Genomic DNA, 14,812 nt, shown 5'->3' with positions numbered 1-14,812 from the left:
CATGCAGCTGACGCGGGAACAGACCACTGAAATGGGTGAGGGGGAACCAGCATGGCATGGCGTTTGAGATCACTCGTGGCCGCGGCGGCAATCGTCGCCGGCGCTTCGCTCACCCAGGCGCAGACGCTGAAGGTGGTGATGCATTCAGACGTCAAGATTGTCGATCCGATCTGGACCACCGCCTACATCGTCCGCAACCACGGCTACATGATCTACGACACGCTGTTCGCCATGGACGAGGCCGGCGCGATCAAGCCTCAGATGGTCGACAGCTTCACCGAGTCGCCGGACAAGCTGACCTACAAATTCACCCTGCGCGACGGCCTCACCTGGCATGACGGAAAGCCGGTGACGCCGGAGGACTGCATCGCCTCGATCAAGCGCTGGTCGGCCAAGGATCCGGTCGGGCAGAAGCTGATGACCTTCGTCGATACGATGACGGCCGACGATGCCAAGAGCTTCACGGTCAAGCTCAAGTCGCCGACCGGCCTCTTGATCTTCGGCCTCGGCAAGCCCTCGTCCAACGTGCCCTTCATGATGCCGGAGCGCGTGGCGAAGACCGATCCGAACACGCAGATCTCAGAGTTCATCGGTTCTGGCCCATTTGTCCTTAAGCAGGACGAATGGAAGCCCGGCGACAAGATCGTCTACACCAAGTTCAAGGACTACAAGCCCCGCGCCGAGCCGGCATCGGGCCTCGCCGGCGGCAAGGTCGCCAAGGTCGATCGCATCGAATGGCTCGCGGTCGCCGACCAGCAGCAGGCCGTCAACGCCCTGCTCGCCGGCGAGATCGACATGGTCGAGCAGCCGGCCTTCGACCTGATCCCGCTGGTGCAGAGCGACAGCAACATCAAGCTGTGGAACTACAATCCGCTTGGCCTGCAGTACACGCTGCGCTTCAACCACACGCAGCCGCCCTTCGACAATCCGAAGGTGCGCCAGGCCGTGACATATGCCTTGAACCAGAAGGACTTCCTCGAGGCCACGATCGGCAATCCCGAATACTATCAAGTCTGCAAGTCGATGTTCGTCTGCGGGACGCCGCTCTCCTCCGAGAAGGGCATGGAGGGGCTGCTCGAATCCAATTTCAAGAAGTCGCAGGAGCTGCTGAAGGAGGCCGGCTATGACGGCAAGCCGATCGTGCTGCTGCACTCGACCGACCTGCTGGCGCTGACCAACCTCGGCCCCGTCGCCAAGCAGCTGCTCGAGAAGGGCGGGTTCAAGGTCGACATGCAGTCTTCGGACTGGCAGACCGTCGTCTCCCGGCGCGTCCGCAAGGACCCGGTCGACAAGGGCGGCTGGAACGTGATGCAGACCTCCTGGGTCTCGGCCGACATCCTCAACCCGGTGATGGCCGGCTTCTTCAATGCGAGCTGCGACAAGGCCGCCTTCGGCTGGCCGTGCGACGAACAGATGGAGAAGCTGCGCGACGATTTTGCGCGCGAGCCCGACCCGGCCAAGCAGAAGGCCATCGCCGAGGCCGTGCAGGCGCGCTGGCGCGAGGTGGTCACCCATGTTCATCTCGGCCAGTACAAGGTGCCGATCGCGGCGCGGAAGAACCTCTCCGGCATCCTGACCGCGCCGGCCCCGGTGTTCTGGAATGTCGAGAAGAAGTGAGGTGGCGACGCTGATCGCACGGAACCGGCCCTGATGCTCGGCTATATCCTGCGACGTCTGCTGGCGACGATCCCGGTTCTCCTGATCGTCGCCGTCCTCGTCTTCCTGATGCTCAGGCTGACGCCTGGCGATCCGGCGGCGGTCATCGCCGGAGACAACGCGACGAGCGAGCAGATCGCGCTGATCCGCAACCGGCTCGGGCTCGACAAGCCGATCCTGACGCAGTTCGCGATCTGGGCGGGCAACCTCGCCCAGGGCAATCTCGGCGAGAGCTTCTTCTTCAAGAAGCCGATCGGCGAGCTCATCGCTGGCCGCATCGAGCCGACGCTGTCGCTGGCCTTCGCGACCATGCTGATCGCGATCTGTGTCGCGATCCCGCTCGGCGTGCTCGCCGCCTATAAGCACGGCTCCTGGATCGACCGTATCGTGATGGGCTTCTCGGTGCTGGGCTTCTCGGTGCCGGTCTTCGTTATCGGCTATGCCCTGATCTATATCTTTGCGATCACGCTCGGATGGTTCCCGGTGCAGGGATACCAGCCTCTGTCGGGCGGGTTCGGCGGCTTCGTGCAGCGGCTGGTGCTGCCGGCCGTGACGCTATCGGTGATCTACATCGCACTGATTGCGCGGATGACGCGCGCCAGTGTGCTCGAGGTGCTGAACGAGGACTATATCCGCACCGCTCGCGCCAAGGGCCAAGTCGAGCGCAAGATCCTGTTCCGTCATGCGCTGAAGAATGCCGCCGTGCCGATCGTCACCGTGGTCGGCATCGGCATCGCGCTCCTGATCGGCGGGGTGGTGGTGACCGAGAGTGTCTATTCGATCCCCGGGCTCGGGCGCCTCACGGTCGATGCGGTGCTGGCGCGCGACTACCCGACGATCCAGGCCGTCATCCTGCTGTTCTCGGGCGTCTATGTCGGCATCAACCTATTGATCGACCTCGCCTACAGCCTGTTCGACCCGAGGATCCGCTATTGAACGCCGAACCCAGCATTCTCGCGCCGGTCGCGGTCGAGCCGGCTGCTCCGTCCCGTACCGTGCTGATGCGGCTCGTTCGCAACCCGGTCGTGGCGATCGGCAGCGTCGTGCTGATGCTGCTGACGCTGATCGGCCTGTTCGCTCCCTGGCTCGGTACGATCGATCCGACGGCGATCAACCCCAGCACGCGCAACAAGGTGCCGGGCTTCGAGCGCACGATCCGCGCGGATGACGGAACGACCACGACGTTCAAGCATCGCATGGGTACGGATTCGCTCGGCCGCGACGTCTATAGCCGCGTCGTCTACGGCGCGCGCGTCTCGCTGCTGATCGCCGTCTCGGTTGCCTCGATCTCGATCGCGATCGGCCTCGTGATCGGGCTGGTCGCCGGCTATGTGCGTCCGCTCGACGGCATCATCATGCGCTTCATGGACGGGTTGATGGCGATACCTGGCATCCTGCTCGCGATCGCCGTGGTCTCGCTGTTCCGCAGCGGGCTGACCGCAGTGATCATCGCGATCATCGTGCCTGAAATCCCGCGCGTCGTGCGGGTGGTGCGCTCGATCGTGCTGTCGGTGCGCGAGGAACCCTATGTCGAGGCCGCCATCATGGCGGGCACGCGCCTGCCGAAGCTGATGGTCCGCCATATCCTGCCCAATACGGTCGCGCCGCTGATCGTGCAGGGCACCTTCATCGCCGCCTCGGCCATTCTGGTCGAGGCGATCCTGTCCTTCCTCGGCATCGGCATCCCGCCGGAGATCCCGACCTGGGGCAATATCATGGCCGAGGGGCGCAACCTGTTCCGCGTCTTCCCGCACAACATCCTCTATCCCGGCATCTTCCTCGGCCTCACCGTGCTGGCTGTGAACATGCTGGGTGATGGCCTGCGGGATACGCTCGATCCGAAGATGGCTGGCCGATGAGCGCGCAGACACCTGTCCTCGAGATCTCCGGCCTCAGCATCGCGCTGCCGGGCGGTGGCGACCGCGCGCGCGCCGTAGATGATGTCTCGCTCAAGGTTGCGGCCGGTGAGATCGTCTGCGTCGTCGGCGAGTCCGGTTCGGGCAAGTCCGTCACTGCGTTCTCTGTGATGGGACTGCTGGCGAAGGTGCTCAAGCCCGTCGCCGGTACCGTCAAACTCGAAGGCGAGGACGTTCTCGCGGCGACGCCGCAGCGGCTGCGGGCGCTGCGCGGCGACCGCATGGCGATGATCTTCCAGGAGCCGATGACGGCGCTGAACCCGGTGCTGACCATCGGTGACCAGATCGAGGAGGTACTGCGCATCCACACCGATCTCGGCCCGGCCGAGCGGCGCGCCAAGGTACTGGCCATGCTGGAGTCGATGCGCCTGCCCGAGCCGGAACGGATGCACGCCTCCTATCCGCATCAGATCTCGGGCGGCCAGCGCCAGCGCGTGATGATTGCTGCCGCCCTGATCCTCGACCCGGCGCTGCTGATCGCGGACGAGCCGACGACGGCGCTCGACGTCACGACGCAGGCGCAGATCCTCAAGCTGATCAAGGACATGCAGGGGCGGCGCGGCACGGGTGTGCTGTTCATCACCCATGATTTCGGAGTCGTCGCCGAGATCGCCGATCGTGTCGTCGTCATGGAGAAGGGCAGGGTCGTCGAGCAGGGACCGGCGGCGGACATCCTGACGCGGCCGCAGCATCCCTATACGCGGATGCTGATCGGTGCCGTGCCGAGCCTGAAACCGGCCGAGCGCAAGCCGGTGCTCGGCCCGCTTGCGCTTGAGACCACGGGCCTCGGCAAGACCTACAGCTCGAAGGCGCTGTTCCGGAAGGAGCGCGTCGTGCACGCGGCGAAGGATGTGGCGATCCGGGTCCGGCGCGGCGAGACGGTGGGGATCGTCGGCGAATCCGGCTCGGGCAAGACGACGGTCGCGCGTTGCGTCGCCCGGCTGATGCCGCCCAGCGTCGGTTCGATCCTGGTGCCGGACCTCGACATCGCCAAGCTGTCCGAGACCCGCCTGCGGCCCTATCGCCGCAAGATCCAGGTCGTGTTCCAGGATCCGTTTCGCTCGCTCAATCCGCGCCGCACAGTCGGGGCCTCGATCATCGAGGGGCCGGTCAATTTCGGTCTGGGCACGGCCGAGGCGATGCAGCGCGCACGGGAACTGATGACGCTGGTGGGCCTGCAGCCGGCTGCGCTCGAACGTTATCCGCACCAGTTTTCCGGCGGCCAGCGCCAGCGCATCGCGATCGCGCGTGCGCTCGCCATGGAGCCGGAGATCCTGATCGCCGACGAGGCGGTCTCGGCGCTCGACGTCTCCGTGCAGAAGCAGGTTCTGGCGCTGCTGGCCGATGTGCAGGAGCGCTTCAACCTGGCGATCTTGTTCATCACCCATGATCTGCGGGTCGCGGCGCAGATCTGCGACCGGATCGTGGTGATGGAGAAGGGCGTGATCGTCGAGCAGGGCGCGACCTCGCAGGTGTTTTCGGCGCCCGCTCATGCCTATACGCGCGCCTTGATCGAGGCCGCGCCCGGCCGGGATTTCGCCACCGGCGCGAGCGCCGTTGACGCTGTGCGGGCCTGACCGGATAGTTCGCGTCCCTGCGGCCGACAGAAGCGAGCGCTATGGACGACGAAATTCTCTACGCCGTCGAGGGCGGCGTCGGAACGATCACGCTGAACCGCCCGCAGGCCCGCAACGCCCTGACCTTTGCGATGTATGAGCGGGTTGCCGCGATCTGCGCAGATCCGGTCGCCCATGGCGCGCCGAAGGTGATCATTGTGACCGGTGCCGGCGAAAGGGCCTTCGCGGCGGGCACCGACATCGCCCAGTTCAGGGCCTTCGAGACACCCGAAGACGCGCTGGCCTACGAGAACAAGATCGAGCGCATCATCACCGCGATCGAAAGCTGTCCGGTCCCGACCATCGCGGCGATTTCCGGCGCCGTCACCGGCGGTGGCGCCAGCATCGCCTGCGCCTGCGATATCCGCATCGCTACGCCTTCGGCACGCTTCGGCTATCCGATCGCGCGGACGCTGGGTAACTGCCTGTCGATGGCGAATTATGCCCGGCTGGCGGCGCTGCTCGGACCGGCGCGGGTCAAGGACATCGTCTTCACCGCGAGGCTGATCGAGGCCGATGAAGGTCACCGCATTGGCCTCTACAGCGAGATCGTCGCCGAATACCCGGCGCTGATGAGCCGGGCGGGCGAACTGGCTGCGACGATATCCGGTCATGCACCGCTGACGATGCGGGCCACCAAGGAGGCCTTGCGCCGCCTCGGTGGCGCAGCCACGGGCGAAGGCGAAGACCTCGTGCTGATGTGCTACACCAGCGCCGATTTCCGCGAGGGCATGGAAGCCTTTCTCGCCAAACGCCCGCCGCAGTGGCAAGGCAAGTGAGTATCGGCAAGTGCACCGGCGGGTGAACGCTGCCAGCGGGCTCACCGTGGCCGGCGTCGGGTTTACCTGCGGCGGCGGAATCCCCTATACCCCCGCCGAACAGGAGCGAGAGCGGCATTGCCGGCATCTTTGAGATTTCTGGTGACCGGCGGGGCGGGTTTCATCGGCTCGGCCGTGGTCCGCAAGCTGATTGCGGAGACCGCCCATAGCGTCTGCGTCGTCGACAAGCTGACCTATGCCGGCAACATGGCTTCGCTCGCGCCTGTCGCGAATGACGAGCGCTTTCGCTTTGAGCGGGCCGATATCGGCGATGGCGAGCGGATGCGCGCAATCTTTGCGTCTTTCGATCCCGACATCGTCATGCATCTTGCCGCGGAAAGCCATGTCGATCGCTCGATCGACCGCCCGGCGGCTTTCATCGACACCAACATCGTCGGAAGCTTCGTCCTGCTGCAGGAGGCGCTGCGCCATTGGCGCGGGCTCGAGGCCGGGCGCCGCGAGCGGTTCCGTTTCCATCACATCTCGACCGACGAGGTCTTCGGCTCGCTGGGCGCGGAGGGGCTCTTCCGCGAGGACACGGCGTACCAGCCGACTTCGCCCTATTCGGCCTCGAAGGCGGCGTCCGATCATCTGGTTCGAGCCTGGCACCATACCTACGCCCTGCCGGTGCTCGTCACCAATTGCTCGAACAATTACGGGCCGTATCATTTCCCGGAGAAGTTGATCCCGCTGATGATCATCAACGGAGTCGAAGGCAAGCCCCTGCCGGTCTATGGCAACGGCGCCAATGTCCGCGACTGGCTCTATGTGGATGATCATGCGGATGCCCTGCTGCTCGTCGCCGAACGGGGCAGGCCGGGTGAGACCTACGCGATCGGGGGCCACAACGAGATGGCCAATATCGACGTGGTCAGAACGATCTGCGCCTTGCTGGACGAATTGCGCCCCGATGCGGCCGGCCCGCATGAACGGCTGATTTCCTACGTCACCGACCGGCCGGGGCACGATGCCCGCTACGCCATCGACGCTGCCAAGATCGGCCGCGAACTCGGCTGGGCGCCCAAGCAGAGTTTCGCGAGCGGCTTGCGTCGGACGGTCGAATGGTATCTCGCCAATGCCGGCTGGTGGGGTGACATCCGCTCCGGCGTCTATCGCGGAGAACGGCTCGGCACGGGCTGAACGGCCCGGGCCGCCGGAGGATAACACCTATGCTGCATGTCGAAGCGACCGCGCTGCCGGATGTGAAAGTGATCCAGCCGAAGAAATTCGGCGATCACCGCGGGTTCTTCTCGGAGACCTATAGCCGGAGCGCCTTCAGCGAGGCGGGGATCGACCTTGTCTTCGTGCAGGACAACCATTCGCTTTCGCCTGCCGTCGGGACGCTGCGAGGATTGCATTTCCAGTCGCCGCCCTTCGCGCAGAACAAGCTCATCCGCGTGCCGCGCGGCCGTATCCTCGACATCGCCGTCGACATTCGCGTCTCCTCGCCCGATTTCGGCAAGGCGGTCGCGGTCGAGCTCTCCGCCGAGAACTGGCAGCAGCTGCTGGTTCCGGCAGGCTTCGCGCATGGCTTCGTAACGCTCGAGCCCGATACCGAGGTGCTCTACAAGGTCAGCGCGCCTTATGCCCCGGACCACGACCATGGGCTCGCCTTCGATGATCCGGCACTCGGCATCGATTGGGGGATGCCGCCGGACAGGCTGATCCTGTCGGAGAAGGACCGCAGGCATCCGCGACTGGCGGAGCTGCCGCGGTATTTCGACTGATGACACTTCGCATCGCCGTTACCGGTTGGACCGGCCAAGTCGTCTGCGCCATGCTGGAGCGCGTGCCGGTGGGCGTCGAGGTGATCGCACTGCGCCGCCCGGACCTCGACCTCGCCGTCCCGAAGACGGTCGCGCCGGCCCTGCGCTCAGCCAGACCCGACATCATCGTCAATACGGCCGCCTACACAGCCGTCGACCAGGCCGAGAGCGAGCCCGAGCTCGCCATGCGCGTCAACGGCGAAGCGGCCGGCGAAGCGGCGCGGGCCGCTGCTGCGCTAGGCATACCGGTGATCCAGCTCTCGACCGACTATGTCTTCGACGGCGCGCTCGACCGGCCCTATCGCGAGGACGACGCGACCGGCCCGATCTCGGCCTATGGAGCGAGCAAGCTCGCCGGCGAGCAGGCGGTCGCGGCGGCCACCAGCAATCACGCGATCCTGCGCACGGCCTGGATCTACAGCCCCTTCGGCAAGAACTTCGTCAAGACGATGCTGCGTCTTGCCGAAACGCGCGACGAGGCCGGCGTGGTCGCAGATCAGGTGGGTTGCCCGACCGGCGCGCTCGACATCGCCGATGCGATCTTCACGGTCGCGCGCAACCTGACCGCCCGCGCGGATGACGCTTCGCTGCGTGGCGTGTTTCATATGAGCGCCGCGGGCGAGGCCGTCTGGGCCGATGTCGCGGAAGCGGTTTTCGCCGAACGGGAGCGGCATGGCGGCAAGCCGGTTCGGGTCAAGCGCATCACGACGGCCGATTATCCGACGCCGGCACGCCGACCCGCGAATTCCAGGCTCGACTGCGGCAAGCTCGCCCTCGTCCATGGCTTGAGTTTGCCGGAGTGGCAGGGGCCGCTGCGGGCTTGCGTCGCGCGGCTTCTCAAGGATCAGGGCAAGGACCAGAGGTGACAATGAAGGGCATCATTCTGGCCGGAGGCTCCGGCACCCGCCTGCATCCGATGACGCTGGCGATCTCAAAGCAGCTTCTGCCTGTCTACGACAAGCCGATGATCTACTATCCGCTGACCACGCTGATGCTGGCGGATATCCGCGAGATCCTGATCATCTCGACGCCGGCCGACCTGCCGCATTTCCAGCGCCTGCTCGGCGACGGCTCGGAGTGGGGATTGAGCCTGTCCTATGCCGAACAGCCGCATCCCGGCGGGCTGGCGCAGGCCTATCTGATCGGCGCGGATTTCGTCGCAGGCGAGCCTTCGGCGCTCATCCTCGGCGACAATCTGTTCTACGGGCATGGGCTGCCCGAGATGATGGGCCAGGCGAGGGCGCTCCAGGCCGGCGCGACCGTCTTCGCCTATCAGGTGCGCGATGCCGAGCGCTATGGCGTGGTCAGCTTCGATGCGCAGGGCAGGGCGATCTCGATCGAGGAGAAGCCGAAGCAGCCGCGCTCGAACTGGGCCGTGACGGGGCTGTATTTCTACGATGGCCAGGTGGTTGACATCGCCGCCTCGCTCCAGCCGTCCCCGCGCGGCGAGCTCGAGATCACCGACGTTAACCGGGCCTATCTCGAACGCGGTCAGCTCTCGGTCGAGTGCATGGGGCGCGGCTTCGCTTGGCTCGACACCGGAACGCCGGACAGTCTGCTCCAGGCCGGCGAGTTCGTCCGGACGCTCGAAAGCCGCCAGGATCTGCGGATCGCTTGCCCGGAGGAAATCGCCTGCCGGAGAGGCTGGATCGATGTCGAACAGCTCCGGAGCCTCGGCAACCGGCTCGCCAAGGGCGATTACGGCCAGTATCTGCTGCGGATGGCGGCGGAGATCGCGTCGTAGCCGGAAAGCTAGTGCCTGATCCGATCAGGTTGAACCAACCTGATCGGTGAATCCGCCTCTAGACTGCTCTAGCCGGCGACGAGGCTGTCGAAGAAGTCGACCGGGCCCATCTGGCCGCCCTTCAGGATGATGTCGAGCCCGTCGAGTCGAGGGTCGTCGCTGTGGGTTCGGCATAGCGGGGCGCCAGGCACCAGGGCGGCTCGATAGGACAGGCCCCAGATGTCGAGCGATTGGACGGCGAGGCTGGAAGTGTCGCCGCCGGCGACGACGAGGCGCCGGATTAGAGCCTGTTCCATGATACCGCGCAGGAGCCGCCCCGTCGCGAGCGCTACGCCTTCGGCATTGCCGGGCGCTTGCGACGGCCTGTCGGTGACCAGCATGACATGGTGGCCTGCGGCAAGCCGGCCAAGGACATCCTGTTCGAGCGCGACGGCATAGGCGGGCTCGCGAAGCAGCGCTGCCGTGTCGACGCCGAGGCGCTTATAGGCCGTCGACGCTGCCACCTGCGCCCGCGTTACCGGAGACAGGCTGCCGACGAGGCAGAGCACCGGGCCGGCGTGCATCACATCCTGCGTCGAGACGCTGGCGCCGTGCCGAGCTCCCGGCCATGCCGTCGCGAGAGCCTGCGCGACGCTGCTCGGGCCGATGGCAAGCATCGGCCCGGCTTCCATCTGCCGTCGCAGCATCCGCCCGATGACTAAGAGATCCCCGCTCCGGGCGACGTCGAGCAGCACGGCATCTGGATTGGCCGCGAGCCGGGCGGCGAACGCGTCTTCGGCGGTCGGGCCCTCATAGTCGCGGTAGTCGACGAGTTCGATCCGCTCCAGCCCCTGTGCGGCCAGATGCCGGCGCAGATCGGCCTCGCCCATTGGCGTGACCGGGTGGATGCTCATGGTCGGGTGGCGATCGATGCGGTGGATCGGACCGCCGCTGCCGGCGGCGGCGAAGAGATTGCCGAACAGGCAATAGCGCCCGAGATTGGGCTGGCCTCCGACGATCGGCAGGAAGGGATTGGCGAAATGCGACCGTAGCGCCCGCGCCGCTGCGCCAAGGCTGCCGACATGGGGGGCGCTGTCGAAGGTCGAGCAGCATTTGTAGTGGAGAATGCCGACACCGGCCGTGGCGAAGAACCGCCCAGCGGCGGAAAGCTCCGCTGCCATGGCATCAGGCGCCATGGAGCGCGTCGCGCCCGCGATGCCGATCGCATCGAGGGGGCCCGCGGCCCGCAATTGCTCCGCTGTCGGGATACGCAGGAAGAGCAGCGCCCGAATGTCGCGCTCCGCCAGCGAAGCCAGGGTATCGGTCGCGCCGGTGAAATCGTCGCCATACCAGCCATAGAGTGGGCGAGACGTGGTCATCGCCTGCGTCACCCGGTGACTTTGCCGAAGAAGTCGAGAGCCTGCTGCAGTTCCGGCTGGGTCGCCGCGGCATCCGCCAGCGACTGGCCTGCGGCGACCGCTTCCCAGGCTTGGCGGATACTGGCGACACCGGCCGCTGGTCCGCCGGGATGGGCGAGAATGCCGCCGCCGGCCATGAAGAGCAGGTCGGCATGGCCGGTCGCATCCCAGGTCGGTTGCGCCGTCCCTGCCCACTGGCCGGAGGAGAAGGCCGGCAAGACGCGATCGTCAATGCCTTGCTCGACTAGGCCTTGGCTCAGCGGCGTGACGCAGTCCTTCGCCGAGGTGACAACCTCCTCATCCTCCTGCGCGAATTTCCCCTGCAATCCGTGGACATGCATGTGGTCGACGCCGGCAAGGCGCCAGAGCGTCTGATAGGCCTGGAAGGAGATGCCGAGCTGCGGGTGGCGCGAGAGCGCGCCGTAGCCGTTGCGGTGGCCATGCAGGGCGAGATCGGTCGCACGCCGCAGCGTCTCGATCGCCGAGAAGCCGCACCAGTTCAGGCTCGCCATGACGCAGGTGCCGCCTTCGCGCGCCACCAGATCGGCGTGGCGCTTCATCGCGTCGGTCTCGTCGGTGATGTTGAAAGCGATCATCACCGCCTTGCCGGTGCGGTCCTGATGGCGCCGGACGGCCTCCATCACGGCCGGCACGCGCTGGGCCAGCGGGGCATGGACGGGGTCGGCCGAAATCTCGTCGTCCTTGATGAAGTCGAGGCCAGCCTCGCAGAGCCTGGCGACGAGAGCCGCGGTCTCCTGCGGGCTCAGGCCGACATTGGGCTTGATGATCGAGCCGACCATCGGCCCTTCCATCACGCCGGTCAGCGTGCGGGTGCCGGCAATGCCCTGGCGCGGTATCTGGAAGCGCCTGCGGAAGGAGGCCGGCAGGGTGATGGTGTCGAGCCGAAGCCCGGTGACCTCGCCGAGATCATAGAGGTTGCCGGCGACGATCGAGGCCAGCGTCGCGAGGTTGGCGCCGACATTGTCGACCGGAAACGAGATCGCCACGCGCGCGCGGCGCCACGGGCCGGAGATCCCCTTCTTCGCCAGCCAGGCATTGGGCAAGCTGGGTGAGGCCGCGGCTTCGAGTTCCTCGACCGTCGTCACGACGGCGCGGGTGCGGCTGCGCAACTCGTCGGTCTCCCCGGCGACGCGGGTGAAGGTTCCGCTCGACTGCTCGCCCGCCATCACCTCCGCGACCTTGGCGGGGTCGAGCGGCGTTTCAATCAGATAGGTGGCTTCAAAGCGGTCGTGGGTCATCGGACTGCCTTTCAGGGCGTCATGCTCGGGCTTTGACCCGAGCATCTCAGGACCAGAGCGCACTGGTTTGCGAGAGGGGCGGGGCAGGCCCGACCATGACGGCTGCATGCCAGAAGGCTTTAGCCCGCCGCGGCGGCGAGCTTGCTCAGGTCCGGGAAGGGACGCACGGGATCGCTGCCGTCCCAGGTCTCGGCGGCCTCGCGGATCAGGCGGAACATCTCGCCCTTGGCACCGGCGACCTCGGAGAGCTCGATCACCGTGCCGGGGTGGTAGTGCGTGTCGAAATAGCAGAAGCGGCCACGCTCACCGACCTCGCCGGACATCACAACCTTGAAGCCCTGAGCCGTCAGCCGTTCGAGATCGGCGTCGTAGTCCGAGGTCCAATAGGCGACGTGCTGGAGGCCGGTGAGGCCCGCATCGGTGAAGTCCTTGTACATGGACGGCACGGCGTTGCGGCACTGGATCAGCTCGATCTGGAGAGGGCCGGAATTGGCCAGCGCGACCGAGTTGTGCGGCTCGTAGGCCTCGCCCTTGTAGCGATAGTTTTTGATCGGGACTTTCGGGTTGTAGAAGAACGGGCCGACGCCGAGGACGCGGCTCCAATAGTCCATCGCCTCCTCGATATCGGAGACGACATAGCCCGCCTGGCGGATCTGGCCGAAGAAGCGGCTCATGGGGATACCCTTGTGATTGTCGGTTGCCGAGTGGTCAGGATTTCAGGAAGCCGATGGAGATCCACGGCACGGCCGCGACGAGGATGAGGCCCAGGAACAGGGCGAGCATGTAGCCGCCGATATGCTTCAGGCCGTCGTCGGGATTGACCTTGCTGATCGCGCAGGCGCCGTAGTAGCCGACGCCGAAGGGCGGGGCGAAGAGCCCGATGCCCATCGCGAAGATCACGACCATCGCATAATGGACCTCGTGCACGCCGACCTGCTTGGCGATCGGGAACAGCAGGGGGCCGAACAGCACGATCGCCGGAATGCCCTCGAGCACGCTGCCCAGGATGATGAAGGCAACGATGGAGATGCCGAGGAAGCCCCAGGTTCCGCCGGGCACGGTGGCCATGACGCGGGCGAGATCCTGCGAGAAGCCGGATTGCGTCAGGCCCCAGGCCATCGCGGTCGCGCAGCCGACGATGAAGATGATCGCTCCGGTGAGGGACGCCGTGTCGGCGAGCATGCGGGGAAGGCGGCGCCAGTCGAACTGGCGATAGAGCAGGAGGCCAGCCACCACCGAATAGGCGATGCCGATGGTCGAAACCTCGGTCGCGGTCGCCACGCCCTCGACGACGGCGGCGCGGATGACGAAGGGCAGGGCGATGGCCGGCAACGCGATCAGGCAGAGCCTGCCGATCTGGCGCCAGGAATAGCGGACGGCCTGGCTGAGATCCTCAGCCCGATAGCGCCACCAGACGACGAAGCAGAGCGCAATGCCGAGCACGAGCGCCGGCAGCATGCCGCCGGTGAACAGTGCCGCGATCGAGACGCCGGTGACGGAGCCGATGGTGATCAGCACGATCGAGGGCGGGATCGTTTCGGTCTGCGCGCCGGTAGCCGAGAGCAGGGCGACGAGGTCGCCGGGCTCGGCGCCGCGCTTCGTCATCTCGGGGAACAGAATCGGGGCAATGGCCGCCATGTCGGCGATCTTCGAGCCCGAGATCCCGGAGACGAGATACATCGCGCCGATCAGCACGTAGGAGAGGCCGCCACGGACATGGCCGAGCAGCGAGGCCAGGAACTGGATCATCGCCTTGGCCATGCCGGTCATCTCGATCAGCGCACCGAGGAAGATGAAAAGCGGCACGGCGAGCAGGATGAGATGGCTCATGCCCTCGTCGAGCCGGCCGACCATGACGATCAGCGGCGTCGTCGTGGTGCAGGCGAGATAGCCGAAGGTGGCGAGCGCGAAGGAGAAGGCGATCGGCACCCCGGAGAAGACGTTGAGCGCGACGACGCCGACGAAGAAGACGATCAGGTTGAGCTTGCCGAGCGGCTTGAGGACGGGCCCCGCCAGCCAGAACAGCGCGACGAGCCCCGCGGTGATCGCGATCGCGGTCAGGGCCGTGCGAAGCGAGCCGCAGCGCAGCAGCCTGAAGGTCGCCGCCAGCAGCATCAGGCCGACCCCGACGGGAATCGCTGCCGCGCGCCAGGCATTGGTAATCTCCAGCGCCGGTGTGACGATGAAGAGTTCCTCCTCGGCATATTCGAGCGCATGGGGCAGAATGAGCAACAGGAACGCGATCGCGGCAGTGATCGCGAGCACTTCGAGCAGCGCGCGGGTCTGGGGCGAGACACGCGAGACCAGGCCGGTCATGCGCATATGCTCGCCGCGCCGGAGCGCGACGACGGCGCCCAGCATCGAGAGCCAAAGGAACAGGATCGAGGCCAGCTCGTCCGACCAGACGAGGGGGGCGTGGAAAACGTAGCGGGCGGTGACGCCCGCCGCGAGGATGCAGATCTCGACGAGGACGAGGGTTGCGGCGATCGCCTCGACGGCGGTGCCGACCACGTGGTCGAGCCGGTTCGCGATCAGGCCGATCCCGGTGGTCGGGATCGGCGGTGCGTCATGCATGGTAGCGGTATGGGGGGCCATGGCAGCGGCGCCTTTTCGTGATCTTGGTCTTCGCGCCCTTCTAGG

13 protein-coding genes are annotated in these 14,812 nt (G+C 66.3%); 9 read left to right on the top strand and 4 right to left on the bottom strand.

Translation table 11 applies throughout. The features are described from left to right. Window positions 1-51 precede the first annotated feature (51 nt). The 9 genes from VGN82_RS00230 to rfbA all read left to right on the top strand — a co-directional run bounded on the left by VGN82_RS00230 (window position 52) and on the right by rfbA (window position 9,516). Window positions 52-1,617: an ABC transporter substrate-binding protein gene (locus VGN82_RS00230; protein ID WP_327524960.1), complete on the top strand. Its 1,566-nt coding sequence runs from the start codon at window positions 52-54 to the stop codon at window positions 1,615-1,617. A 33-nt stretch (window positions 1,618-1,650) separates the two neighbouring features. Then, a complete protein-coding gene (locus tag VGN82_RS00225; RefSeq protein WP_327524959.1) occupies window positions 1,651-2,592 on the top strand; it encodes an ABC transporter permease in 942 nt (313 codons plus the stop codon). Further along, window positions 2,589-3,515 carry an ABC transporter permease gene (locus VGN82_RS00220; protein WP_414644166.1) on the top strand — a complete coding sequence of 309 codons (927 nt, stop codon included), beginning with the start codon at window positions 2,589-2,591 and terminating at the stop codon, window positions 3,513-3,515. The genes VGN82_RS00225 and VGN82_RS00220 overlap by 4 nt, the downstream gene beginning before the upstream one ends. After that, a complete protein-coding gene (locus VGN82_RS00215; RefSeq protein WP_327524958.1) occupies window positions 3,512-5,149 on the top strand; it encodes an ABC transporter ATP-binding protein in 1,638 nt (545 codons plus the stop codon). Before VGN82_RS00220 ends, VGN82_RS00215 begins: the two co-directional genes overlap by 4 nt. 41 nt (window positions 5,150-5,190) lie before the next feature. Further along, a complete protein-coding gene (locus tag VGN82_RS00210; protein WP_327524957.1) occupies window positions 5,191-5,967 on the top strand; it encodes an enoyl-CoA hydratase/isomerase family protein in 777 nt (258 codons plus the stop codon). A 141-nt stretch (window positions 5,968-6,108) separates the two neighbouring features. Then, window positions 6,109-7,146 carry a dTDP-glucose 4,6-dehydratase gene (gene rfbB, locus VGN82_RS00205; protein ID WP_327524956.1) on the top strand — a complete coding sequence of 346 codons (1,038 nt, stop codon included), beginning with the start codon at window positions 6,109-6,111 and terminating at the stop codon, window positions 7,144-7,146. A 29-nt stretch (window positions 7,147-7,175) separates the two neighbouring features. Beyond that, entirely contained in the window at window positions 7,176-7,733 is a 558-nt protein-coding gene (gene rfbC, locus VGN82_RS00200) for a dTDP-4-dehydrorhamnose 3,5-epimerase (protein ID WP_327524955.1), read from the top strand. Further along, entirely contained in the window at window positions 7,733-8,638 is a 906-nt protein-coding gene (rfbD, locus tag VGN82_RS00195; protein ID WP_327524954.1) for a dTDP-4-dehydrorhamnose reductase, read from the top strand. Before rfbC ends, rfbD begins: the two co-directional genes overlap by 1 nt. A 2-nt stretch (window positions 8,639-8,640) precedes the next feature. Continuing rightward, complete coding sequence (gene rfbA, locus VGN82_RS00190) at window positions 8,641-9,516, top strand: glucose-1-phosphate thymidylyltransferase RfbA (protein WP_327524953.1); 876 nt, start codon at window positions 8,641-8,643, stop codon at window positions 9,514-9,516. Window positions 9,517-9,584: 68 nt separating this feature from the next. Here the strand turns inward: rfbA and VGN82_RS00185 are convergent, their stop codons facing one another. The 4 genes from VGN82_RS00185 to VGN82_RS00170 all read right to left on the bottom strand — a co-directional run bounded on the left by VGN82_RS00185 (window position 9,585) and on the right by VGN82_RS00170 (window position 14,746). After that, on the bottom strand, window positions 9,585-10,874 hold the full coding sequence (locus VGN82_RS00185; RefSeq protein ID WP_327524952.1) for a four-carbon acid sugar kinase family protein: 1,290 nt from the start codon (window positions 10,872-10,874) through the stop codon (window positions 9,585-9,587). Between the two features lie 8 nt (window positions 10,875-10,882). Beyond that, the gene (locus tag VGN82_RS00180; RefSeq protein WP_327524951.1) at window positions 10,883-12,172 is read right to left on the bottom strand and encodes a ribulose-bisphosphate carboxylase large subunit family protein; all 1,290 of its coding nucleotides are present in this window, start codon (window positions 12,170-12,172) and stop codon (window positions 10,883-10,885) included. Between the two features lie 119 nt (window positions 12,173-12,291). Next, window positions 12,292-12,846 (bottom strand): VOC family protein, encoded by a 555-nt coding sequence (locus tag VGN82_RS00175; protein WP_327524950.1) that lies wholly within the window; start codon window positions 12,844-12,846, stop codon window positions 12,292-12,294. A 34-nt stretch (window positions 12,847-12,880) separates the two neighbouring features. Further along, window positions 12,881-14,746, bottom strand: a complete 1,866-nt coding sequence (locus tag VGN82_RS00170) for a TRAP transporter large permease (RefSeq protein WP_327524978.1) — start codon at window positions 14,744-14,746, stop codon at window positions 12,881-12,883. Window positions 14,747-14,812 lie beyond the last annotated feature (66 nt).

Origin of the sequence: Allobosea sp., assembly GCF_035999205.1 — a bacterium.
Lineage (GTDB): Bacteria > Pseudomonadota > Alphaproteobacteria > Rhizobiales > Beijerinckiaceae > Allobosea.
The sequence above is the reverse complement of the archived record's forward strand: the minus strand, read 5'-3'. Positions and strand labels throughout refer to the sequence as shown.

What these genes read in the sequence shown, in the direction of transcription:
- VGN82_RS00230 (WP_327524960.1), top strand. Translation starts at nt 52, where the DNA reads ATGGCATGGCGTTTGAGATCACTCGTGGCCGCGGCGGCAATCGTCGCC.
- VGN82_RS00225 (WP_327524959.1), top strand. Translation starts at nt 1,651, where the DNA reads ATGCTCGGCTATATCCTGCGACGTCTGCTGGCGACGATCCCGGTTCTC.
- VGN82_RS00215 (WP_327524958.1), top strand. Translation starts at nt 3,512, where the DNA reads ATGAGCGCGCAGACACCTGTCCTCGAGATCTCCGGCCTCAGCATCGCG.
- VGN82_RS00210 (WP_327524957.1), top strand. Translation starts at nt 5,191, where the DNA reads ATGGACGACGAAATTCTCTACGCCGTCGAGGGCGGCGTCGGAACGATC.
- rfbC (WP_327524955.1), top strand. Translation starts at nt 7,176, where the DNA reads ATGCTGCATGTCGAAGCGACCGCGCTGCCGGATGTGAAAGTGATCCAG.
- rfbD (WP_327524954.1), top strand. Translation starts at nt 7,733, where the DNA reads ATGACACTTCGCATCGCCGTTACCGGTTGGACCGGCCAAGTCGTCTGC.
- rfbA (WP_327524953.1), top strand. Translation starts at nt 8,641, where the DNA reads ATGAAGGGCATCATTCTGGCCGGAGGCTCCGGCACCCGCCTGCATCCG.
- VGN82_RS00185 (WP_327524952.1), bottom strand. Translation starts at nt 10,874, where the DNA reads ATGACCACGTCTCGCCCACTCTATGGCTGGTATGGCGACGATTTCACC.
- VGN82_RS00180 (WP_327524951.1), bottom strand. Translation starts at nt 12,172, where the DNA reads ATGACCCACGACCGCTTTGAAGCCACCTATCTGATTGAAACGCCGCTC.
- VGN82_RS00175 (WP_327524950.1), bottom strand. Translation starts at nt 12,846, where the DNA reads ATGAGCCGCTTCTTCGGCCAGATCCGCCAGGCGGGCTATGTCGTCTCC.
- VGN82_RS00170 (WP_327524978.1), bottom strand. Translation starts at nt 14,746, where the DNA reads ATGCATGACGCACCGCCGATCCCGACCACCGGGATCGGCCTGATCGCG.